The 23,862-nt window shown below is 32.8% G+C and carries 25 protein-coding genes and 1 riboswitch; of the genes, 13 read left to right on the top strand and 12 right to left on the bottom strand.

What is annotated here, in order from left to right:
- The first annotated feature begins 4 nt into the window (after positions 1 to 4).
- From ACW5YJ_RS03075 to ACW5YJ_RS03085, 3 genes are read left to right on the top strand one after another with little or no spacing between them, the layout of a single operon-like run.
- Entirely contained in the window at positions 5 to 445 is a 441-nt protein-coding gene (locus ACW5YJ_RS03075; protein ID WP_107551496.1) for a PTS sugar transporter subunit IIA, read from the top strand.
- 5 nt (positions 446 to 450) lie between these two features.
- Positions 451 to 735, top strand: a complete 285-nt coding sequence (locus ACW5YJ_RS03080) for a PTS sugar transporter subunit IIB (RefSeq protein ID WP_017723851.1) — start codon at positions 451 to 453, stop codon at positions 733 to 735.
- A 23-nt stretch (positions 736 to 758) separates the two neighbouring features.
- Positions 759 to 2,114, top strand: coding sequence for a PTS ascorbate transporter subunit IIC (locus ACW5YJ_RS03085; RefSeq protein WP_017723850.1), 1,356 nt, complete (start codon positions 759 to 761; stop codon positions 2,112 to 2,114).
- 268 nt (positions 2,115 to 2,382) lie between these two features.
- Here the strand turns inward: ACW5YJ_RS03085 and ACW5YJ_RS03090 are convergent, their stop codons facing one another.
- The 4 genes from ACW5YJ_RS03090 to panE form a co-directional block, all read right to left on the bottom strand.
- Positions 2,383 to 2,742 (bottom strand): MmcQ/YjbR family DNA-binding protein, encoded by a 360-nt coding sequence (locus ACW5YJ_RS03090; RefSeq protein WP_017723849.1) that lies wholly within the window; start codon positions 2,740 to 2,742, stop codon positions 2,383 to 2,385.
- Positions 2,743 to 2,796: 54 nt separating this feature from the next.
- Positions 2,797 to 3,303: a cupin domain-containing protein gene (locus ACW5YJ_RS03095; protein WP_153672424.1), complete on the bottom strand. Its 507-nt coding sequence runs from the start codon at positions 3,301 to 3,303 to the stop codon at positions 2,797 to 2,799.
- A gap of 61 nt (positions 3,304 to 3,364) precedes the next feature.
- Positions 3,365 to 4,183, bottom strand: a complete 819-nt coding sequence (locus tag ACW5YJ_RS03100; RefSeq protein WP_171915573.1) for a thioesterase family protein — start codon at positions 4,181 to 4,183, stop codon at positions 3,365 to 3,367.
- A 154-nt stretch (positions 4,184 to 4,337) separates the two neighbouring features.
- Complete coding sequence (gene panE, locus ACW5YJ_RS03105) at positions 4,338 to 5,255, bottom strand: 2-dehydropantoate 2-reductase (protein WP_457338468.1); 918 nt, start codon at positions 5,253 to 5,255, stop codon at positions 4,338 to 4,340.
- Positions 5,256 to 5,456: 201 nt separating this feature from the next.
- Here panE and ACW5YJ_RS03110 point away from each other — a divergent pair, with 201 nt between their 5' ends.
- The 7 genes from ACW5YJ_RS03110 (at position 5,457) to ACW5YJ_RS03140 (ending at position 14,344) form a co-directional block, all read left to right on the top strand.
- On the top strand, positions 5,457 to 6,212 hold the full coding sequence (locus tag ACW5YJ_RS03110; protein ID WP_107551360.1) for a CPBP family intramembrane glutamic endopeptidase: 756 nt from the start codon (positions 5,457 to 5,459) through the stop codon (positions 6,210 to 6,212).
- 142 nt (positions 6,213 to 6,354) lie between these two features.
- A riboswitch (SAM riboswitch) is annotated at positions 6,355 to 6,460 on the top strand.
- Positions 6,461 to 6,548: 88 nt separating this feature from the next.
- The gene (locus tag ACW5YJ_RS03115) at positions 6,549 to 7,367 is read left to right on the top strand and encodes a MetQ/NlpA family ABC transporter substrate-binding protein (RefSeq protein WP_457338469.1); all 819 of its coding nucleotides are present in this window, start codon (positions 6,549 to 6,551) and stop codon (positions 7,365 to 7,367) included.
- A gap of 43 nt (positions 7,368 to 7,410) precedes the next feature.
- Positions 7,411 to 8,343, top strand: coding sequence for a lactate/malate family dehydrogenase (locus ACW5YJ_RS03120; RefSeq protein WP_017723843.1), 933 nt, complete (start codon positions 7,411 to 7,413; stop codon positions 8,341 to 8,343).
- Between the two features lie 169 nt (positions 8,344 to 8,512).
- Complete coding sequence (locus tag ACW5YJ_RS03125; protein ID WP_457338470.1) at positions 8,513 to 10,378, top strand: BglG family transcription antiterminator; 1,866 nt, start codon at positions 8,513 to 8,515, stop codon at positions 10,376 to 10,378.
- Between the two features lie 78 nt (positions 10,379 to 10,456).
- On the top strand, positions 10,457 to 12,430 hold the full coding sequence (locus ACW5YJ_RS03130; protein ID WP_457338471.1) for a fructose-specific PTS transporter subunit EIIC: 1,974 nt from the start codon (positions 10,457 to 10,459) through the stop codon (positions 12,428 to 12,430).
- A gap of 17 nt (positions 12,431 to 12,447) precedes the next feature.
- Positions 12,448 to 13,383, top strand: coding sequence for a mannose-6-phosphate isomerase, class I (gene manA / locus ACW5YJ_RS03135; protein WP_017723840.1), 936 nt, complete (start codon positions 12,448 to 12,450; stop codon positions 13,381 to 13,383).
- Between the two features lie 64 nt (positions 13,384 to 13,447).
- Complete coding sequence (locus tag ACW5YJ_RS03140) at positions 13,448 to 14,344, top strand: ROK family protein (protein WP_457338472.1); 897 nt, start codon at positions 13,448 to 13,450, stop codon at positions 14,342 to 14,344.
- A gap of 261 nt (positions 14,345 to 14,605) precedes the next feature.
- Here the strand turns inward: ACW5YJ_RS03140 and ACW5YJ_RS03145 are convergent, their stop codons facing one another.
- The 3 genes from ACW5YJ_RS03145 to ACW5YJ_RS03155 form a co-directional block, all read right to left on the bottom strand.
- Positions 14,606 to 14,722 (bottom strand): hypothetical protein, encoded by a 117-nt coding sequence (locus ACW5YJ_RS03145; protein WP_457338473.1) that lies wholly within the window; start codon positions 14,720 to 14,722, stop codon positions 14,606 to 14,608.
- Positions 14,723 to 14,769: 47 nt separating this feature from the next.
- A complete protein-coding gene (locus ACW5YJ_RS03150; protein WP_457338474.1) occupies positions 14,770 to 15,081 on the bottom strand; it encodes a threonine/serine exporter family protein in 312 nt (103 codons plus the stop codon).
- Positions 15,082 to 15,674: 593 nt separating this feature from the next.
- The gene (locus tag ACW5YJ_RS03155; RefSeq protein WP_017723836.1) at positions 15,675 to 16,964 is read right to left on the bottom strand and encodes a homocysteine synthase; all 1,290 of its coding nucleotides are present in this window, start codon (positions 16,962 to 16,964) and stop codon (positions 15,675 to 15,677) included.
- Between the two features lie 225 nt (positions 16,965 to 17,189).
- Here ACW5YJ_RS03155 and ACW5YJ_RS03160 point away from each other — a divergent pair, with 225 nt between their 5' ends.
- Together ACW5YJ_RS03160 and ACW5YJ_RS03165 are read left to right on the top strand one after the other, a co-directional pair.
- Positions 17,190 to 18,095, top strand: a complete 906-nt coding sequence (locus tag ACW5YJ_RS03160; protein ID WP_107551365.1) for a PLP-dependent cysteine synthase family protein — start codon at positions 17,190 to 17,192, stop codon at positions 18,093 to 18,095.
- Complete coding sequence (locus tag ACW5YJ_RS03165; protein WP_119603591.1) at positions 18,088 to 19,233, top strand: bifunctional cystathionine gamma-lyase/homocysteine desulfhydrase; 1,146 nt, start codon at positions 18,088 to 18,090, stop codon at positions 19,231 to 19,233. Before ACW5YJ_RS03160 ends, ACW5YJ_RS03165 begins: the two co-directional genes overlap by 8 nt.
- A 132-nt stretch (positions 19,234 to 19,365) precedes the next feature.
- On the opposite strand, the gene ACW5YJ_RS03170 is transcribed toward ACW5YJ_RS03165, so the two are convergent.
- The 3 genes from ACW5YJ_RS03170 to ACW5YJ_RS03180 form a co-directional block, all read right to left on the bottom strand.
- On the bottom strand, positions 19,366 to 20,613 hold the full coding sequence (locus tag ACW5YJ_RS03170; RefSeq protein ID WP_107551367.1) for an MFS transporter: 1,248 nt from the start codon (positions 20,611 to 20,613) through the stop codon (positions 19,366 to 19,368).
- A 136-nt stretch (positions 20,614 to 20,749) separates the two neighbouring features.
- Positions 20,750 to 21,304, bottom strand: coding sequence for a TetR/AcrR family transcriptional regulator (locus tag ACW5YJ_RS03175; RefSeq protein ID WP_017723832.1), 555 nt, complete (start codon positions 21,302 to 21,304; stop codon positions 20,750 to 20,752).
- A gap of 92 nt (positions 21,305 to 21,396) precedes the next feature.
- A complete protein-coding gene (locus tag ACW5YJ_RS03180; RefSeq protein WP_017723831.1) occupies positions 21,397 to 21,870 on the bottom strand; it encodes a thioesterase family protein in 474 nt (157 codons plus the stop codon).
- A 183-nt stretch (positions 21,871 to 22,053) separates the two neighbouring features.
- Between ACW5YJ_RS03180 and ACW5YJ_RS03185 the strand changes: the two genes are divergently transcribed.
- Positions 22,054 to 22,260 carry a hypothetical protein gene (locus tag ACW5YJ_RS03185; RefSeq protein WP_017723830.1) on the top strand — a complete coding sequence of 69 codons (207 nt, stop codon included), beginning with the start codon at positions 22,054 to 22,056 and terminating at the stop codon, positions 22,258 to 22,260.
- Between the two features lie 138 nt (positions 22,261 to 22,398).
- Here the strand turns inward: ACW5YJ_RS03185 and ACW5YJ_RS03190 are convergent, their stop codons facing one another.
- A complete protein-coding gene (locus tag ACW5YJ_RS03190; RefSeq protein ID WP_017723829.1) occupies positions 22,399 to 23,241 on the bottom strand; it encodes an urease accessory protein UreD in 843 nt (280 codons plus the stop codon).
- Positions 23,241 to 23,855 (bottom strand): urease accessory protein UreG, encoded by a 615-nt coding sequence (ureG, locus tag ACW5YJ_RS03195; protein ID WP_017723828.1) that lies wholly within the window; start codon positions 23,853 to 23,855, stop codon positions 23,241 to 23,243. Before ureG ends, ACW5YJ_RS03190 begins: the two co-directional genes overlap by 1 nt.
- Positions 23,856 to 23,862 lie beyond the last annotated feature (7 nt).

The following is a 23,862-nucleotide window of genomic DNA, read 5'->3' on the forward strand; positions in this document are numbered from 1 at the left end:
ATAGATGAGTTTGGAAATACTGTCTGCAGATAAGGTACAAATACTAGATAAAGTAGAAACGTGGGAACAAGCAATAACAATAGCTGCGAACCCCTTACTTACACAAGATTATTTTGAATCAAGTTATGTTACAGCGATGATTGACAGTGTGAAGGAATTAGGACCTTATATCGTTATTGCACCTGAAATTGCAATTGCTCACGCAAGGCCTAATGATGATGTGAAACATATTGGATTAAGTTTATTAAAATTAAATGAGCATATTAATTTTTCCGAAGAGGGACACTTTGCATCACTTATATTTGTACTTAGTGCTGTAGATAACGATGGCCATTTGGCTATTTTAAGAAGCTTAGCAACTAAATTAGGTAATCAAGATACAGTAAATCAATTGTTAGCAGCGCAAGAAATTAATGAAATAGTAAATATATTTAAAGGAGAATGAGAAAAATGAAAATTTTAGTAGTTTGTGGTCACGGTTTAGGAAGTAGTTTTATGGTGGAAATGAATGCACAAGAAGCGTTGAAAAATATAAATGCGCCATCTGATATTAAAGTAGAACACAGTGATGTTATGAGTGCTAGTCCAGATATGGCAGACTTATTTATTTGTGGTAGAGACTTAGAGGAAAATACTAAAAATTTAGGTGATGTCATTGTATTAGATAACATTTTAGACAAAGAAGAATTACAACAAAAATTAAATGATAAATTAAGCGAACTGAATATCTTATAAATAAAATGTAAGGGGGCAGTAAAATGAAACCAATACTTGATTTTATTGTTGATGTATTGAGCCAACCAGCGATATTAGTTGCACTGATTGCATTTATCGGATTGATTATGCAGAAGAAATCGGCGACAGATATTACATCTGGAACAATTAAAACAATTCTCGGATTTTTAGTGTTAAGCGCAGGTGCAAATGTAGTAACACAATCACTCGAACCATTTGGAAAAATATTTCAACATGCATTTGGCGTACAAGGTGTAGTGCCGAATAACGAGGCCATTATATCAATTGCGTTAGAGCAGTATGGTACAACTGCAGCACTAATAATGGTATTTGGTATGATTGTAAATATTATTATTGCACGTATTACTAACTTAAAATATATCTTTTTAACTGGGCATCATACCTTCTATATGGCAGCATTTTTAGCAATATTATTATCTGTCGGCAATATTACAGGTACTTTGACGGTAATTGTTGGAGCTATTATTTTAGGATTGATAATGGCTATATTACCCGCATTGGCGCATCCTACAATGAAAAAAATCACTGGTAATAATCAAGTTGCTCTAGGTCATTTTGGCACGATTAGTTATTGGGCAGCTGGAGAAGTTGGGAAACTATTTAAAGGTAAATCAAAATCTACAGAAGAAATTAATTTCCCGAAAGGTTTAAGCTTTCTGAGAGAAAGTACGATTAGTATTTCTTTAACAATGACATTATTGTATTTTGTTGCGGCATTATTTGCAGGTCCGACTTATGTACATAGTGAGATTAGCAATGGACAAAACTTTATTGTATTTTCACTAATACAAGGTGTGACATTTGCTGCAGGTGTATTTATTATACTAACAGGGGTGCGCTTAATTTTAGCCGAAATAGTACCGGCGTTTAAAGGTATTTCAGAGAAATTGGTACCTAATACAAAGCCAGCTTTAGACTGTCCGATTGTCTTCCCTTATGCACAAAACGCAGTGTTAATAGGATTTTTTGTCAGCTTTATAGTTGGTGTAATTGGCATGTTTATCTTATTCTTATTTGGCGGTGTCGTGATACTTCCAGGTGTTGTTGCACACTTCTTCTTAGGTGCAACTGCGGGTGTCTTTGGTAATGCAAGAGGAGGTATTAAAGGGGCAGTTGCAGGATCAGCTTTAAATGGATTGTTGATTACGTTCTTGCCATTACTGTTTTTACCTTTCTTAGGAGATTTAGGGGGAGCAGCGACGACATTCTCAGATACAGACTTCTTAGTTGTAGGTATTGTATTTGGTAATATCGCGAAATTCCTTGGACTAATTGGCATCATAATTTTAATTTTAATAGTTGCAGCTTCAGCTATCATTTTACAAAAACGTACTAATGAAAAAGAAGCAAAAGAATAGTAGCAAAAATTATAATAAAATAGTATATATTTTAGGATGAGTGGGACAAAAATCTAATTTATTTAAAAAGGTTTCATCTTACCAGTTAGCTATGCAATATAATGATTGAGGCTGAGACGGTTTATTTATAAATTGTCTCAGCCTCTTAACTATTCTTTTGGAAGAAGATGATTGGTAAACAATATAAGTCAGCTAATTCATTATAAGAATATAAACTTAGTTTCACAGGCCTATTTTATATATTATTGATAATAGTATAGCTCATACTTTAAACTGTTAGTTCAAAACTTTCGTCAATTAAATCAGTTATATAATGGAGGTTACTTATTTCTCTCAAGTTAATAGTAATCCAAGTGGTTTTATTCATATGATACGCCTTATAAATACCTTTTTTTTTCGTTAATGGTCCAATAAAAGCTTTATCAACTTTTACATTCAAAACATCAACTTCTTCAAAACTTTTAAGCCCTAATTTATCTTCTGTAATATTCATAATTAAACCAAACCATTTTTTATTTTTATTATGTCTTAAAGTAGCAAAATGAGGAAAATTTTGCCATGGATAATCCGGTTTAACTTCATAATTTCGAGTAACATAATTTACTACGTCATCTCTATTTACCAACATTAATACCTCCATTTAAGTTTGATAATTAATATCAATGAAACAAACAACTTAAAGTTAGTTCCAACGCTTCTTCAATGGACCATGACTACCAAATATTGGGTCTGTATTAGGTATGGATACATTTTCAATATTATATAAATTTTGAGGACGCTCGCTTACTTTACCGACACAAATATCATATGACTGACTATGGGGATAGGCTCCCATAACTGTAAAGTCATTACTTTGACTTACCAGTTTGTGACCAGTACCAGCCGGTAATATTAAAGCATCACCTTCAGTAATATTAATAAGAGTACCATTTTTGCCTCCTAGTATTAATTGGGCTGTTCCATTGATTACCAATAAGACTTCATGTGAATTACTGTGATAATGATGATAAGAGAAAACACCACCTTCCCAAGTGTTACCCCATTGATTTGTGGATAATATATGTCTTAAATCATCAGTCGCTAAAAATACATTTTGATAAACTAAAACAGGTAAATATGGGTTGTTAGGTATTTGTCCATCATCATCAAAATTTAATGTATTAATTGTAATTTCTTCTGGTTGTTTCAAGTTTAAACACCTCTTTATTTTTAATAATATAAATTATAGTTATATCAAATAAGTATAAAATTTATTCTTTGTAATATACAAACTGACTTGTTGTTGCAAGTAAATTGCCATTATGACTCCATATTTCTCCAGTTTGATCGAAGAAACCATTGAAAAATTTAAGGGCGCGTGTATGTCCAAGTAGCGGTTGGCTCCCATTGTTCTTTAAAGTCTCGGAATTAGCATGGAAATATATAGTGAGTGATACTGTCCCAATGGGAACGAATGCTTTACGACGTACATAGATACGTGGGAAGAATGCATCACATATAGATGTAAGAGATAAGAAATCTAAATCTCTATCAGGGGTGTCTTTTATCCATTGTAACGTTACGGAATCTGGTTGTTGAGTAGGATTCATTGCTAGGGGTGCACCTTTAATCATTCTGATGTCATAGTTTTGTGCCCATGGTGGCGCGCTTTCTAATGATGTACGTGTTACTTCGTCTGCTGGTGGAACATCAGGAAAGGCTAGTTCTGTTGACGACCATGTATCACGTCGTTTAGCAGTAACTGCTGTTCCAGTAATAGCGGTTTTATCATTTTGTTTTAGTTCTATATACCAGTGTTGTGTTGACCGATTAGTTCTCGATGGATAGGTTATTATTCTAAAATTATCTTCTTGTATAGGAGCAGCATAGTTTATTGTTAGAGAGATGGGCTCTCCTAGAATATCATCATGTTCTAAAACTGCACGTAATAATGTGGATGCAATAACACCACCGAATGGCCCGACCATATTCGCATAGGCGCTGGAAGTATGTCCTGAATACATGCCTGATTTCTGTTGTGTGAGCTGAGTTGCTAAATCAAATGGATGTTGTGGTTGATTAGATTGCATGGCAAATGCCTCCTTTTTTCTTATATAAGTTATTCAAAAAGTTTAAATAAAACACATACAAAATGTTGATATTAAAGATACTCAAAAATTTAGGAGCTGCACAGAAAGTTAAGTTAAAAAATCATTTCTGTCACGCTCCTATATGTGTAGTTGCTTACTGTAGCATTTCTTTATATACGCTATGGTTTTGATAAACACAAGTAAGCAGAGGGGCTTCTAAATTGTAACGTGCTGCTAATTCTAATAAATAACCTTGCAAATGATCAGTTTCGATATTAAGTCCCTTTTCCATATCGCGTTGCATGGAAGTTTTGAAATGATAAGATAATTGATTTAGCGCTTGCATGTATTTAGAAACAATTTGATCAGAGATAGGTGCATCGTGTTTACGCATAATACCAGCAGCCTCATTATACAAGGATTTAATAAATTCTATACCACCTTCACTATCACGAATAGGTCCAATAGGTGCATGCATAAGTGTTGTTACGCCCGATAATACAGTAATCATTAAGTATTTATGCCACATGCCTTGTTCGACATTTGTGTTTAGAATAAATTCAGCTTTTGTGCCTGAAAATGCCTGTTCAACATATTTAGCACGGTTGCTTTCAGTACCGTTTAATTCCCCAAAAAAGAGTTTATCAAATTGACTGGTTTGAATAATCTCCCCAGTACTATCAAGTGTTGTTTCTATAATGCAGTAGCCACCCATGATTTTATTTTTTCCAAAAGCGTTTTGTAACTTAGGGACATGTGCAACGCCATTAAGTAGTGGAATAACTAAGGTGTTATGATCTATAAATGGTTTTAAATCTTCAATAGCATGATCTAAATGATAAGACTTTGAAGATAATAGCACGATATCAAAAGGTTCGACACGATCATTTTTTGTGATGAGTTGTGGATTAAAATGATAATCGCCTTTTTCACTATGAATGGCTAAGCCATTTCGTTCTAGATATGATTTGCGTTTGGGCCGTACTAAAAATGTAACATGCTTGCCAGCCTCAGCTAAGCGACCACCAAAATAACCACCAATTCCGCCAGCACCTAGTACCAATATACGCATCGACAACAACTCCTTAAAATATGTATAGTATATTTAATCTCTATATACCACTTTTCATTTCCTTTTACGCATTGAAAATTAAATTATTTAGTTTAAATGTCGAGCTATACTATCTATTTATATTATTGTAAAATGTTTGAAGAAAATAAAAATTGTGCAATGTAAAAGTGTGTTGTATATAAAACTTTAGGAGGGGCTACAATGTCGTTAAAAAACGAAAAGAAATATCAATGGAAGGATATTAACGGTAAAGATTTTTTTCTGCCAATCATTTATTTAGCTAGCAATTTTATATTATCAATCATAATTTTGGTCATATTGTTGGCAGTTAATATAAGTTTTGGTGGTAGTTACTTAGATAATGGAATTGATGAGTCGAGCTCTACTGCTTTGTTAATGGAGATTGGCGTTTTTATATTTATCATGATTATATGGATGTTGTTACATAAAAATAGTTATAAAGGTGAGTGGAAAAATGGGTTCAATAATATCAAGAAATATTGGAAACTCATTGTTGTTACATTTATTGTTATGTTTATATTTAAATTAATTTTTCCAGTATTAGTTGATACATTTGCACCTGAACAATGGAAATTTGAAGAAACACAAAATGACTTATTGGTTCAACAAATGTTTAGTACACCATTTTCAACGGTGCTTGCGTTCTTTTCTATTGTAATTATTGCACCGGTTACTGAAGAGTTTCTCTTCCGACACTTGGTAATTGGTGAATTAGGAAAGAAATTGAATTTTATAGTGATGTCAGTATTATCTGTAATTGTTTTTGCATCTCTACACGTAACAGAAGCGCAATCACCATTAGAAATAGTTATGTATCTCGTTATCGCTATAGGTATTGTATACATCTATTTAAAAACACAACGAAGTTTAGCTACTGCTATAGCACTGCATGCATTAAATAACTTTATTGCATATGTAGCAATGGTCCTTCTGTAAAGGTAAATAGCTTTAAGAGTTTGTTGTTTCACATGGAACAGGATTGAATTAATAAACGTATTATTTAGAATTTTCTAAAAACTAATTGACTAAATATGAGTATAATGCTAGGATAAAAACATTGCAACTACATATTGATTTACTCTTATCAAGAGAGGTGGAGGGACGTGCCCTATGAAACCCAGCAACCGTCGTTATACGAAATGGTGCTAATTCACAAAAAGTTATCGAACTTTTAAAGATGAGAGAAGGTTTATACTTTCTCTTATAAAATTAAGAGAAAGTATTTTTTAATTTAGTTTGAAATTTAAAAATTCATGAGGAGTGAAATGAATTATGAGGAAATTAATTGTTTTAGGTTCATTATTAATATTAATGAGCGTGCTTGCAGCATGTGGCAATTCAAATGGTAAAGATGGGGACAAAAAAATAACCATTGCAGCTTCACCAGCACCACATGGTGAAGTGTTGAAACATGCGAAAGAAGAAATGAAAAAACAAGGATATGATTTAGAAGTTAAAACAGTTAATGATTATAAAGTACCTAATAAATTATTAGATAAAGGTGATGTAGATGCCAATTTCTTCCAGCATACGCCATACTTAAAAGCAGAAAAGAAAGACCACAATTATGATATAGAAGAAGTTGGAAAAGTATTTACTACGCCTATGGGTGTTTATAGTAAAAAATATAAAGATATTAAAGATATTCCTAAAGGTTCAACAATATACGTTTCTAACAATCCAGCTGAAGAGGGGAGATTCTTATCATTCTTTGTAGATGAAGGATTAATAAAGATTAAAAAAGGTGTTAGTATAGAAGACGCAAAATTTGAAGACATTGTAGAAAATAAAAAAGATTTGAAGTTTAATAATAAACAAGGGGCAGAATTCTTACCTAAGACATATGAAAGTAAGGAAGGGGCTGCAGTTATTATGAATTCAAACTACGCGTTAGATAATGGCTTAACGCCACATAAAGATGCTATCATTAGTGAAACTGAGTCATCACCGTTTGCGAATATCGTTGCTGTGAAAAAAGGACATAAGGATGACAAAAAGTATCAAGCACTTATAAAAGTTTTACAATCTAAAGACATGAAAGAATTCATTAAAAAAGAATACGGTAAAGATGTAATTCCGTATGAAAAATAAATTATTATGAACGGATATTAGTAATAAAAAAGGGGTGTAGTTTATGTCTAAACTAGGCATTGTTGGATTAGGAAGAGTAGGTAGTCAAGTTTTAACAGATGTACAATATTTGAATTTATTTTCAGAGATTGTTTTGATTGATGATAAAGATGAGATTGCAAGTGGAGAAGCTCTTGATCATAATCATTCGCAAGGATTATTTAACACTGCGCATATCAATATTAAAGCTGGGGGTTATCAAGATTTAACAGATGCTGATTTTATTGTAATTGCTGCGAGTGTACCAACAGATAAAAATGATGGTGATCGTACTTTATTAGCGCAAGGCAATCATGACATTATAAAAAATGTTATGAGCCAAGTTGCCGAGGTAACACAAGAAGCAATAATTATTTTGATTTCTAATCCTGTAGATTCGATAGTATACTTTGCTAATCAAGTAAACTATCCATCTAATAAAATTATTGGAACGGGAACATCTTTAGAAACTTCAAGGTTCAAGACGATTATCGCTCATCATTATCAAATCGATCCCAAAAATGTTGAGGCATTTGTTATTGGAGAACATGGACAACATGCAATACCTGTGTGGAGCAAAGTGCGTATTCATGGTATGTCGCTCACAGAGTATGAAGAGCTAAGTAATAGCCCAGAAATTGATAAAGCACATATAACATCTATCATTAATGAGGTATCTATGGACGTCTTTTATCAAAAAGGTTGGACTAATGCTGCTATTTCTAAAGTTACAACATCCTTGATACAAACTATTGCATTGGATCAACGTACTATTATCCCGCTGACTTCAATCAGTAAAGAATATGACTTAACAGATGGTGCATATAGTTTACCTACGTTAGTTGATGGCTCTGGTATTGTTCAAAGATTTGCAATTATGTTGGATGATCAAGAAATGCAACAACTTAAAGAAGCTTACGAATATATTAGAGAAACTATCCATACATCAGAAAAATAAAATAAATAAAAACACCAATTCATTAGATGATATCTTTTGAATTGGTGTTTTTATTATGTGAACTTCGATTAGCCACTTCTTGCTTAAATAATAGGTAATAGCTACAATGAATTTAAATATTAATTCATCTTTGATCAAGAGTGAAAATAAGGGAAAGCGCGGTGCAGTGATGTTAGAAAGACATGCCAAACTTATTAGATTGTTACTCAACAACAGTAATCGTTTTTTAAGCGCAGATGAAATAGCAAATTACTTAAATGTCTCTAATAGAACAGTGAGAAACGATATTAAATATATTAATGTTGAAGTATTGTCGTCGTTAATTGCCAGTGTCAAAGGTAGAGGTTTCAAAGTGAACCAAGACCTATATAGTATAGAGTATATAGAAGAAATCGTTTCTGATTTTACAAACAAAGAAAACGAATTACTGCTAAAATTGGGTTATCATATTTTAATGCACCAACAACCCACAACTTTAGATTCATTAGCACATCACTTTAATTTATCTAAATCAGAAGTTAGTGATTATTTAACGCGTGTTCAGTCGTGGTGCAATTCATTTGATATTACTGTTAATCTAACTAAGAAAAAAGGCGTCACTGTAAACGGAAGTGAAATGAATATTAGAAATGCGATTCTACATTTAAACCAACTATCTTCGAAAAATAAAACTGTTGATGATGTAATACTAAATGAAATACCTAAGGCTCATATTGATATCATTAGTCAAATTATTGAAAATAACTTAAATGCACATCATATACAAACTTCTAAAATACGAATAAAACAATTACTTATACACTTAATTATTATATTTAAACGTAATAACGATGACGGTTATTCATGGGTAGTCGATAAATCCTCCTATAAAATCGCGCAACAATGTATTACAGATATCAATTTGGAGTTAGGTTATCAACTTTCAGATAAAACTGCGCAACTGTTATCATTCTTCATTAGCTATTATTTTAATAAATATGATTTAGGGTTTGAACGGATTTTTGTTAAAAGTTATATCGATCGTATGATTCATCAGATGGAGAAAAATGTAGGAGTAGATTTTACAGAAGACCTAGAACTACGCGACAATTTATATGCACATTTCAGCAGAACTTACTTACGTATAGCAAAGAATGTTTATATTAATAATCCTTTAACAGAAGATATTAAAAAGTATTATCCCTTTGTATTTGATGCATTGTATGAGACAGTAACTCATCTTGCAAAAGACGCAAAAATAAATTTAGTTGAAGATGAAATTGCATTTTTAGCGTTACATTTTCAATCCTCCATAGATCGCCATAAAAAAGATTCATTTAATATTGTTATCACTTGTTATTATGGGTTGGGAATTTCTAGTTTATTAGAAGTGAAAATTAAAAATATAGATGACAGCATTCATATAGTAGATACATTGAAAATGGAAGATATTGATAATTATAACTTTAGCAATATTGATGTTCTTGTTTCTACACATTCTATTGAAGGTGCACAAGTGCCTAACGATTTAACTTGCATAGAAGTATCTCCTTTATTCTCAGAGGAGGATGAAAATAAAATTACTTCAGCGTTACACCATAAGCAAAACCCTGTATTACACCAAAATGAATTAGCTTCAATTCAGTTTAGTGTTTGCTCAGATAAACAGGAACAAGTGGTTGCAAGTTATGTTTTTGAACAAGCTCAAATGATTCTGGATAACAATTATGCTGTGACCAAAGATTACATGAAAAGTGCATTGGAAAGAGAGAAATTTTCTTCTACGTATATTGGTAATGGGATGAGTATACCACATGGTGACCCAGAAAAAGTATTGAAATCACATGTAATTATTTTTAAAAATATGCAAGGTTATATCTGGAAACAAAATAAAGCTAAGCTAGTTTTTTTCTTAGCAATTACAGAACAAGACATTCCTATAATGAAGAAAATTATTCATACTATTGCTAAATTGGATGAGAATGCTGTAGATCAATTATTAGTACTTGAAGATCAAAGTTTAAAAGAGAAAATTATTGACTTAATTAAAGAATAATTGCCACTAGTAACGGCAATTATTCTTTTTTACAACCTAATGAATGCGTTTACAATTGAGTCAAGGAGGATGAATCATATGAAAATTTTAGCGATTACGTCGTGTCCAAATGGGATTGCACACACGTATATGGCCCAAGAAAAATTGGAGCAAGCTGCCAAAGATATGGACGTGCATATCAAGGTGGAAACACAAGGTGGCGTAGGTGCAGAAAATGTCTTAACAACAAAAGAAATTAGAGAAGCGGATGGCATTATTATTGCAGCAGATCGCCAAGTAGATTTATCTAGATTTGATGGGAAGTTATTAATTAACGAAAGTGTTAGAGAAGGTATTCATAAACCGGAAGTATTGATTCAACGTATTATTGATAAAGATGCTCATATCCATCATGAAACTAATGGAGCTAGTCAGCATAGCCAAGAAGATAAACCCAAAACTGGTATTCAGATGGTTTATCAGCATTTAATGAATGGTGTATCGTTTATGGTTCCCTTCATCGTTGTAGGTGGATTGTTAATGGCGATTGCACTGACAATTGGTGGAGAAGCAACTTCAAAAGGTTTGGAAATTCCAAATGATTCATTTTGGAAATCAGTTGAAAATATAGGCAATTTAGCTTTCAGTTTTATGGTGCCAATATTGGCTGGCTACATCGCAGTGAGTATTGCTGACAAACCTGGCCTTGTACCAGGTATGATTGGTGGCGCTATAGCTGCTGATGGTAGCTTCTACGGTAGTGATGCTGGAGCTGGTTTTTTAGGCGGTATTGTTGCTGGTTTTATAGCAGGTTACATTGCGAAATGGATTAAAAATGTAAAAACACCAAAAGTAATGGCACCCATTATGCCGATTATAATAATTCCTATTATTTCATCACTCATTGTGGGATTAATATTTATATTCTTAATTGGTGCACCAATAGCGAGTATCTTTGAAGCATTGACAACTTGGTTGAAAGGTATGCAAGGTACTAACATTGTAATCTTAGCATTAATTATAGGGGCAATGATTGCATTTGATATGGGAGGACCAGTAAATAAAGTTGCTTTCTTATTTGGTTCAGCGCTAATCGCTGAAGGTAACTATGCTGTAATGGGAATGGTTGCAGTAGCGGTTTGTACGCCGCCTATTGGTTTAGGCTTAGCTACGTTTATTAATAAACGTAAATTTAATAAAGGTGAAGTAGAAATGGGAAAAGCTTCATTTACTATGGGATTATTTGGTATTACAGAAGGTGCTATTCCATTTGCTGCACAAGATCCGTTAAGAATTATTCCATCCAATATGATAGGGGCAATGGTAGCAGCAGCTATTGCAGCAATAGGTGGCGTAGGCGATAGAGTGGCTCATGGCGGTCCGATTGTAGCTGTTTTAGGTGGCATAGATCAGATTTTATGGTTCTTTATTGCTGTGATAGTTGGTAGCCTTGTCACGATGAGTGTAGTGCTATTTTTGAGAAAAAATACACCATCATTAGCTGTTGATACTAATAGTATTGCAACTGGGATGACAGCGGAACAGCAAGATGACCAGTCAGAAGCCAATACTACAACAAATACTACAACGGATATAAATAAAGAAAAAACAACTGAACAGACAAATAACACAGTTGATGTATTTGATAAAGATGTTATTAAAATAGTCGATAAGAAAATTACAAGAGACGAAGCGATAGATGATCTCATAGATCAACTAGATAAGAATGATTACATTACAGATAGAAAAGAATTGAAAGATGCTGTACTGAAACGTGAAGCAGAAGCAACGACAGCAATTGGAATGAATGTTGCAATACCTCACGCAAAATCATCAGCAGTGAAACGACCTGTTGTTGCTGTAATGAATAATAAACATGGTATAGACTGGGACAGCTTAGATGACACATTGCCTAATATTGTATTTCTAATTGCAGTACCTAATGACAGCAGTGATACACATTTAAAACTGTTACAAAGATTATCAAGAACATTAATGGACGACAATATTCGCCAACAGTTAATTGAGGCAACACAAACACAACAAATTTACGATTTACTTAAAGAAATATAAGTAGGAGGTAGGAATAAATGCCATTATTATTAAAACCTGTTTTTCAAGAAAGAATATGGGGAGGCAACGCACTTAAAGCATTTAACTATGATATACCTAATAATCATACTGGTGAATGTTGGGCGATATCAGCACATCCGAACGGTCCAAACATAATTAAAAATGGACGTCATAAAGGTAAAACATTAGATGAAGTTTGGGCAGAAGACAAAGTATTATTTGGGAATCCTAAAGAAGATAAATTTCCGTTACTAACTAAAATATTAGATGCAAATGATAATTTGTCAGTACAAGTACATCCAGATGACACGTATGCGCAAAAGTATGAAGGAGAATATGGTAAGACTGAATGTTGGTATATATTAGATGCAAAAGAAGGAGCAGAAATTATTTATGGCGTAAATGCACAGAGTCAAAATGAGTTAAATCAAATGATTGATAACAAACAATTCGATGCACTATTCAAATCAGTCAAAGTTCAAGCAGGAGACTTCTTCTATGTGCCGGCAGGTACCGTGCATGCAATAGGAGAAGGGATTTTAATCTTAGAGACACAACAATCTTCTGATACTACTTACCGCATTTATGATTATGACAGAACTGATAAAGAAGGAAATAAAAGAGAACTTCATTTAGAAGAAAGTAAAGAGGTAATTGACCTTTCTGCTAGCTCACCGAATAAATCAGCTAAACATGAAGTGGTTCAAGGTCAGGATTATACGCAATTTGTATCTAATACGTTCTTTACAGTGGAAAGATGGATAATCAATGGTCATTTAGACTATACAAAACCACAATCATATTGTCTAGTATCCATTGTAGAGGGCAATGGCGAAGTTACAGTAAATAACGAAATTATTACTTTAGAAAAAGGAACACATTTTATACTGACTACTGAGGATGAAGAAATTACATTTAAAGGTGATATGACATTTATAGTTAGCTATGTATAAAAATTAAAGGCGAGATAACTTTAGTTATTTCTGCCTTTTTATGCAATCATAGGAGGTAATTACAATGTTGAAAATTTGTACAGATATAGGTGGAACAAAGACAATTGTAGGTTTAATCAACGAAGATTTAGAAATTATAGAGAGCCATAAATTTGAAACTTATGTAGATAACCCCAAACAACAGTTTACTGAAATAATCAATATAGCTAAGAATTACTTAGAAAGTGTTGAACATATAGATGATACAGTGCTAAATATTGCTATGCCTGGGCCGTGTGATTATACTCAAGGTGTATTTTTAAATCCTCCTAATTTACAAAAATACAATAATTTTAACGCAGGTGAGTTTATCACTGAACATAGTTCATTTAAACCATATTTTGTAAATGATACGGATGCTGCTATATTAGCAGAACAACGCTACATTCCATCGATGACAGAGGATTTTATATATTTAACTATAAGTACAGGTGTTGGTATGGCATACATGAGAAATGGCACTCTAGTTTCTGGTAGCGATGGTAATTTCGGTGAGATTGGTCATACTATTATTAAAGACAATAGTGACTACCAATGCCCTGTTTGCAAACAATATGGTTGCGTTGAAAATGAAATTTCTGGCTTAGCAATAAGTAGGAAAGCAGGCGTATTGCTTAACAAAGAAGTTAGTACTAGAGAAGCAATTGAAATGTATAATGCAGGAGAAAATAAACAAATCGTACAGATGATTGAAGAAGTAATAGATTTAACACAAAAGTTATGTACGAACCTATATAGTGTCTTCAATGTATATAATATCGTACTTGGAGGTGGTGTAACACAAAGTAAATTACCTTATAAAGTGCGAATTGAAGCATATGCACAAAAACATCACTTGATTCAAAATAGAGAGATTGTAGTCAGAATAAGTGATTTAGATGCGAATGTGTTAAGAGGGCTTTATTATGTGAATAAAAAATAAATAAAAGTTTTTCAGTGTCTATTGGAGAGGGATTGAAACTTAATTTTTCTGAAAAAGTTTCGTTGTCTATCCTTAGCAATGACGACTAGAGTTGAAAAAAACATGATTTAAAGGCCTTTTCGAATCAGCCAGCTACTACCATTATAATGAGTTGAGACAGAGACATTATTTATGTTTCTGCTTCTTTCTCATACGAACTATGAAGCCTTTTTATAATTTTTTTACTAATAATAATTTACGAATATTGAGTGTCTTCGATAACTAATCAGATAATAGCAGACCTAAAGCAATTGAGCCAGCAATAATTGTAGTGATTGCATCTGACCAGGTGCCGCCTTGTAAATATAGGAAACTTAATGAAATTATTCCTGCAGCCATTACCTTTTTCCATAATGGGATATTTAAATTAGTGTAATCGACATTTTTTAATAGGATATAAGCCTAATCAATAGATAATTGATTACTGTAAGCTTTCTAGAAATTGAATTAACTTGAAATATTTTTAATAAATTAGTGTTGTTTTTGTTTATATGTAATATACGTGTATCATGTTCTTCACTTAATGAAAAATTGATAAATACGTTGATTACGTAACCTTGACTATTATAATAGCCCATACAAATTGCGATGCGACGCATGGTATCTTCTACTCTTGATACTTCAGCATCAGAGGAAAGTAGTATCTTGCCAGCCAGTAGTATAACACTTACGGTTAATCTGTCTTTATTCTCACTCAAATGAACACCTAATTTATGCTATTAATATGATTATTATCCTAATATTAATTTATAAATTCAATATGGACTATAAAGTGTCGACAAAGTCATATTAGACACGGAGGGTAGGCTTAGGTTTGTGTGAAGGCATAGTTTAAGGGGGTCTAAAAAAGTTTATTGATTAGTGGATAGGAGGAGCTTATGTATCACACTTCACCATTCATTTTTTATTTATTATATGCTTAAGGCTGAGACAATTAATTGCCTCAGCCTTTTTATTATTAACATAGTTTTGAGTATTCTTTTGCATAAGCATCCAAAGGAAATTCGTTCGTTAATTTTCAAGGGATTAGGGGAACACAAAAGTATTCTTTTGCATAAGCATCCCAAAGAAAATTCCTTCGTTAATTTTCAAGTGATCAGAGGAACACAAAAGTATTCTTTTGCATAAGCATCCCAAAGAAAATTCCTTCGTTAATTTTCAAGTGATTAGGGGAACACAAAAGTATTCTTTTGCATAAGCATCACTAAGAAAATTCCTTCGTTAATTTTCAAGTGATTAGGGGAACACAAAAGTATTCTTTTGTATAAGCATCACTAAGAAAATTCCTTCGTTAATTTTCAAGTGATGCTTTAAAACCTTTTTCAAGGTCATTAATTATGTCATCAATATTTTCAGTACCAACTGATAATCTTACAAGTTCAGGCACAACGCCTGAAGCTTGTTGTTCTTCAGGTGATAATTGTAAATGAGTCGTACTAGCAGGATGGATAATTAAAGATTTAGAATCTCCAACATTTGCTAAATGAGAGAATAGACTTAATGCATCAACAAATTTTGCAATATCTTCAACAGAACCATCTACACCAAAAGTGAGTACTGCACCTTGTCCATTTGGTAAATACTTTTGGGCAAGGTGCTGATATTTATTGTTTTCTAAACCAGGATAATTCACCCAAGTTACGTTTGGATGTTGTTCTAAATATTGGGCAACACGCAATGCGTTTTCAGAATGTCTTTCTAAACGTAAATGTAATGTTTCTAATCCTAATAAAAATTCATGGACGTTAAAAGGTGATACTGCTGAACCTAAATCTCGTAATAACTGTACACGCGCCTTTGTAATATAGGCTGCTTCTCCAACATCTTTAGTATATGAAATGCCATGATAACTTGAATCAGGTTCTACAAGACTTGGGAATTTACCATTATCCCAATTGAAATTACCGCTATCTACAATAACCCCACCTATAGAAGTACCGTGACCACCTATAAATTTAGTTGCTGAATGTATAATAATGTCTGCACCAAATTCAAAAGGACGAAGTAAATATGGAGTTGGGAAAGTATTATCTACAATTAAAGGAATGTTATTTTGATGTGCAACATTTGCGACTGCTTCAATATCTAATACATCAATTTTTGGATTACCTATAGTTTCAGCATAAACAGCTTTTGTTTTATCGTTAATAGCATTTACAAAATTTTCAGGATCACTTGGATCTACAAAGTGAACTTTGATGCCTAATTTATTAAAGGTAACATTTAATAAATTGTAAGTTCCACCATACAAGTTAGAAGAAGCAACAATTTCATCTCCAGATTCTACAATATTTAAGAGTGCTAAATGAATTGCAGCTTGCCCTGAAGATGTGGCTAGAGCTCCGATTCCACCTTCAAGTGCTGCAATACGCTCTTCAAAAACATTTTGCGTTGGGTTCATTATTCTAGTATAAATATTGCCAGGTTCTTCTAAAGCAAAAAGCTTTCTTGCATGTTCGGTATTATCAAATACATAACTAGAAGTCTGATAAATAGGAACTGCGCGAGATTTTGAAAAGTCATCTGTTACTTGACCGCCGTGAATGGAAAGTGTATCTAAATGCCAAGGGTTTTGAGACATAATATAAATCCTCCTAAAATTAGAATTTTCTGATAATTATCACTATACAAGACCCTTTTAACCTTTTCAACCATTTCTTACTAAAAAAGTAAGGATTGATTTGTGTTTTTTACAACGCACTTAGTTTAAAGGGGTTGCAAAAATAAAATAAATTGTTTATAATTCTTATCGTTATAGTAGGGTATTGTAAAAGGAATGGAAATGGTAAACTCATGGAGGAATAAAATGATTGGTTTTGACTTAATAGGAAATACACCGCTTGTACTTTTAAAATCATTTAGTAATAAAGACGTTCAAATTTATGCAAAATTAGAACAGTTTAATCCTGGCGGTAGCATAAAAGATAGATTAGGAAAGCATTTAATTGAGGTAGCTTTAAAAGATAACATCATTCATGAAGGAGATACAGTTGTTGAAGCATCAGCAGGTAATACGGGCATCGGTGTTGCTCTTGCAGCCAATCATTATGGACTCAGTAGTGTGATTTTTGCGCCTATAGGTTTTTCTGAAGAGAAAGTATCAATTATAAAAGCTTTAGGAGCGAAAGTAATAAGAACAGAACAAGGACTTGGTATGGAAGGTGCAAAAATAGCAGCACAGGAATTCGGATTAAAAACGGGGGCTTTTTATTTAAATCAATTTGAATCGAAACATAATCCTGAAGCATATAAAGATACCATAGCACAAGAAATTACAGATAAACTGGACGATATTGATTATTTTGTTGGTGGCGTAGGATCTGGTGGAACCTTTGCTGGTATTGCTGAACATTTAGCTCAATTTAATATTGAAAGTGTCATAGTTGAGCCAGAAGGATCTACTTTAAGTGGTGGTCAAGCACATGCACATGATATAGAAGGCATTGGTTCCGAACAATGGCCATTATTCTTACCTGAAACATTAGTAGCAGATATTATAAAAGTTAGCGATGATGATGCATTTAAAAATGTAAAACTAATTGCTAAACAAGAAGGACTCTTGGTTGGTAGTTCATCGGGAGCAGCACTACAGGCAGCATTAGACATAAAAAAACATATAAATAAAGGTGTTATTGTCACAGTTTTTCCTGACGGAAGCGACCGATATATGTCAAAGAAAATCTTAAATTATAAGGAGAATGATTATGAATAAAAAAACACAATTAATACATGGCGGAGTGACAACAGATCCATACACAGGAGCGGTAACGACGCCAATTTATCAAACGAGTACTTATATTCAAGATGATATTGGAGATATGAGACAAGGTTACGAATATTCACGTTCTGCGAATCCTACAAGAACGGCATTAGAAGGGCTAATTGCCGATTTAGAAGAAGGAGAATTCGGTTATGCATTTGGTTCTGGTATGGCAGCCATCTCAGCAGTGATTATGTTGTTAGATAAAGGTGACCATTTATTAATTAATTCAGATGTTTATGGTGGCACATATAGAGCATTATCTAAAGTGTTTACCCGTTTTGGTATAGAAGCTGATTTTATTGATACAACACAAATTGACGAAATTGAACAATATATTAAGCCTGAAACGAAAATGTTATACATTGAGACACCGTCTAATCCGTTATTACGTGTAACAGATATTAAAAAATCTTCCGAGATAGCTAAAAGACATAATTTGATTTCTGTCGTAGATAATACGTTTATGACACCTTATTTCCAAAACCCATTAAAATTTGGTATCGATATTGTATTACATTCTGCAACAAAATATCTCGGCGGTCATAGTGATGTTGTTTCTGGTTTAGTTGCTACAAACGATGAAGCGTTAGCAGAACATATTGGATTTATTCAAAATTCAACAGGTGGCGTACTTGGACCGCAAGATAGTTATTTATTGATTCGAGGTATTAAAACCTTAGGTATACGTATGGAACAAGTACAACGCAATACACTCGAAATTATAGCAATGTTGCAAGAACATAATGCTGTTAGACAAGTGTTCCATCCAAGTATTGCTACGCACTTAAATCACGATATTCATCAAAGACAAGCAGAAGGGCATACAGGTGTGGTTGCATTTGAAGTTGCAGACATAGAAAGTGCTAAACAAGTAATTAAAACATCTAAATATTTTACATTAGCTGAAAGTTTAGGTGCGGTGGAAAGTTTAATTTCCGTGCCTGCTTTAATGACACACGCCTCTATACCAAAAGACATACGTGAAAAAGAAGGCATTGCAGACGGCTTGATTCGTTTGTCTGTTGGTATTGAAGGTACAGAAGACTTAGTAGAAGATTTAAAAGCAGCATTAAATACTTTAAATTAAATAAAAAGAAAGATAACCCAGGAAATACTTCATTTGATATCCCCCTTAAAGAAGATGCCAAAAACTTCTTTAAGGGGGGATCATTTTCAGAAGAAACCTGGGTTATTTTAATTTTATATGAAATTGAACAGCTTAATGATTGTTATACTCTGTTTGCGTTGGTGTTTCAAAGTCAAAAGAACGTTCTGAATTCAATACATCAACATTCGTTTGTTGTAGTTTACTGTAGTCCCCTTTAGGTGCTTTGCTTTTCGTAATTTCAACCTTAGGATAAATTAATAAAGGTATTAAACCAATTACACCGTATATTAAAAAGGTGTATTGGTAGTTTAGTATATCAATGAATACACCTGCGAAAGAAGAACCAATGACTTGTCCTACTGCTAATAGTAAAAAGGGGATACCTATGCCTAAAGAAGCATTTTTTACAAATAATTTAATTCCCCAAACAAGTAAAACACCTGTTAAGAATATATAACTCATACCAAATATGGAAGATGAAATAAATGGAAGTAGCCATATATTTGGTGTTAATGCTAGTGAAATTGAGGCGCATGCTAACGAAATTACGCCGATATTAAATGCAAAATGAAGGCTTTTCTTATCGATAATAGCTCCAGATATACCTCCCACTATCCCAAAAATACCAATTAAAATCCAAAATACAGAAAGAGCCATATCTGAGTAATGACCAGTAAGTTGAACAAATGACTTTGAGAAGGTCCAAAATGGTGCAGTTGAAACACCGAGTAAAGTAGAAGCTATTACAATGCGTTTACTAGAAGAAATATCTCTGATATTCAAACTACCAGTATCAATTTTAATGTCCTGTTGCAGACTTGGGATAATAATATAATTCCAAGCTAATACGATTAATGCTATAAATGCATAGATTAAATAGGTGTCACGCCAATCAAGAAAGATAAACATAGCGGTTATACCGGTGAACATTAAGCCTAAGCTTGTACCTGAATTAATCCATGTATTTGCTTTACCTTGATCCTGCAATTTAATCCATAAAGAAATTGTATAACCATAAGGTGGTGATACTAACCCGGTACTAGCACCAGCGAATATGACACCTAAGGACAGTATGATTGCAGTTGATGAGATACCAATTAGGATTAAGCCAATTAATACAGAAAGACCTGCAAAGATAATCATCCTTTTAGGACCGATTTTGTCAGTTTTTAATGTGGAATAAATAATTGTAAAACAATAAGCCAAATAAAATAGTGATGAAATCATACCTGCTTGTGAAGCGGTTAAACTCAAGTCATTGGAAATTTCTGGTAGAAAGAGACCGAAACTAAATCTACCTAATCCATAAGTGGTAGCAATCATAGCGATACCTGGTAACACAAGTCTTGAAAATTTCATAAAATACCTCCAAATCTATATAGAATGTTCATTCTAACAATAGTTAAAAATATATAGAATGTTCATTCTATTTTTTATTTTAAAATAACGAGTAGGGGAGGATTCTTTTGAATACTGGTACCTACTCGTCTATGAATTATTGATTGTGCGCTTCATGTAATAATAACTTTGCCATAGTAATGGCGTGTTCAGTTGCTTCTTTAGATCCTAATAATGCAGTCATTGAGGTTGTACCTTCTAATAGTAAGGTGTACTGTACAGCAAGATCATAGCCATTATCAATACCTGCATTGTTAGCGAGTTTTTCTAAATAATGTAATAGGCGCGCTTTATGTCCTCTGGCGGTACTTTCAATTTCATTATCGGTATCAGCATAATCTTCGATAGCGCGCATAAACATATCGCCTTTGTAAGAGTAGTCATTAAGCCATTGACAATGTGCTTCAACTGCTGAAATAAATGGTTTATCTGGATGTCTTTCGACGAAACTGTCAAGATAACGCCAATAGCGAGCTTCTCTTTGCTTTAATACTTGTGCTACTAAATTATCTTTAGCGTCAAAATGGTTATAAAGTGTCATGGTAGCAACATTTGCTTCTTGGATAATCTGTTTTAAACCAACACCTCGAAAGCCATATTCATAAAATAATCGCTCAGCAACACTCAGTATATCTTGCTTTTTCTGTGACATAGTATCTCACACTTCCCGAAATAGAATGGTCATTCTACTTCATAGTATCAATGGAATGAAATGATGTCAAAATCGAAGTATGTCAAATTGTATTATTTACGTTGAGGTATTTGAATAACATGACCTAATTGTTTAGGCACATCAAAGTGTTGTTGCTGATCAAAATAATTTTTAAGTTTTTCTTGAATAGGCACTGGGAATTCTGTGCTACTTCTTGTGTGGTTGCTAACACCCATCATCATCGCTTCATATGTAGCAGTAGGTTCATTATTAGCGTTGTACATAGTTAAGAATAAATGTATGCGTTTAGCATCATAATTATAAATTTGTATCTTGATGTGAAAAGTATCGTGAAGTAATAATTCTTTTAAATAAGAAATGTGCGCTTCAACATTAAATATTGTAACATCTTGGTTGTGACGATAATCGCTTGAAAAATCAATATGTTCTAAAAATCCAGCAACTGCATCGCTGAATACGGAATAATATTGTGCATCATGCATATGGTTATTATTATCTATCCAAGAGGGTTGTACAGTGTTTTTATAAATATATTCTTTTATCACAAGATCACTCCTATTAGAAATTATTTATTAACCTGTACTATTGTAGCAATAATAAAAGTACAGAGTTAATAATTTGTTTTAATTATAAAAAAGCATTCAGTATTCTTTATTTATAAACTAAGTTAAGATAGTATGACAATTAGTTATTTTAGTAAATGTTACTCAAATGGGAGGGGGATTTTTATGGTGTTCGTTGCATTAATATTATTTATTTTGTCTTTAATTTTACTTATTTATTCTATCACTTTATTAATGGGAAAAGATGGAACATTATTTAGTTTATTTACTAAAAAAGAAAATGAATTGAAAAAAAGTCAAAAATTAACAATTTATATTACGACGATTGTATTATTGGTATCTAGTCTTATATGGTTTTTGAATATAATTTAGCTTTTTAATATGTATGATAGTGTGAGTTTTACAGTAAGTGTTATTTAAGATTAGTCGTTAGTTAGATTGGCTAGTTACATTAACATGAAAAGGAGAGCCCATAAGCAAAATTTGGGGCTCTCCTTTATGTTATAGTTTTTAATATTTTCTTAAAAAATCCACATCACGATCAAATATTGTTTTCACTACAAATTCTTGTAGGGTCGCCAATATTCTTTCAATTATTTGTGTTTTATTTGATAAAATTCGAATGCTAAAGCCATGTGTTGGTAGCTTAGTGATGCCGAAACGACAATCATATTGCTGTTGATAGTGTTTGATTTGCTCATAAACACTATCGATTAATTTTTGATTTACAGTAGGATGTATAAAATAACAAGATCCTAAGTGCGTATAATCTTCCATATAACCAAGGCCATCAACTTTATTTTTGGATGGGTCAAGCAAAGTATTGTCGAAAACAACTAATTCATCATCGACATAGATTTCATTTAACAGGTGCATATACGTATAACTAAATTTTTTATCATCTTTAGAATAACCTGGGGTTAATATATCTGTATAAAATAATGCAGCTGTAGATTTTAAATGAAATGTATTATGTTGATAGAATTTTGCATTTTCAAAAGCGATAATTGGATCGCCAACATACTCAGCATAAGCATCCTCTTGGATATTAAAGTTTTGGTATTGTTCTACATGGTTATTAGGTGTTTTATAAATTTTTGTAGCACCTTGTGAAGTTAAAATAACTTTTGCATTTGGTTCGATATTAAAATCCATTTTGTAACGGTCCCCATCTAAGTAACCACCACCTACGTTTACAATATAAAACGTAGGTATATCAGAGTTATTTAAATAAACTGGTCGCATGACTTTCAAGGCTTTTTCGAAAAAAATGTCACGCGCCACCGATTTCTTACCATTATTAAAGACAGTTAAATCTAATTGGCCAGTCCATTGATTCTGTCCATCAGACATTAAGCTAACCCTTTAAGAAATACGTCTTGTTCTATCCACTCAATAACTTCATCTAAACCTTCATCCGTTTTGAGATTTGTGAAAGTGAAAGGACGGTTGCCACGGAATACTTTTGTATCTTCAGCCATGCGTTCTAATGACGCACCAACATAAGGTGCTAAGTCAGTCTTGTTTATAACAAAGAAATCGGATTTAATCATACCTTGTCCACCTTTTCGAGGAATTTTTTCCCCTTGAGCAACATCGATAATATAGATTGAGAAATCTACTAATTCTGGACTGAAAGTTGCCGCTAAATTATCGCCACCAGATTCGATGAAAATAAGTTCAATATCATCATTTCGTTCTTTTAATTCATCAATTGCAGCAAAATTCATTGAAGCATCTTCACGTATAGCTGTATGAGGGCAGCCGCCTGTTTCTACACCGATAATTCTGTCTTCGGGTAACACACCAGAATTAACTAATATTTTTTCATCTTCTTTTGTATAAATGTCATTCGTGATAACACCAATACTCATGTCTTTTGCTAAGCGTTTTACAATTTTTTCAATAAGTTGAGTTTTTCCTGCACCAACAGGTCCGCCCACACCTATTTTAATTGTATCTGTCATAAAGTTT

The sequence above is a fragment of the Staphylococcus sp. mip270_02 genome (genome assembly GCF_054031535.1).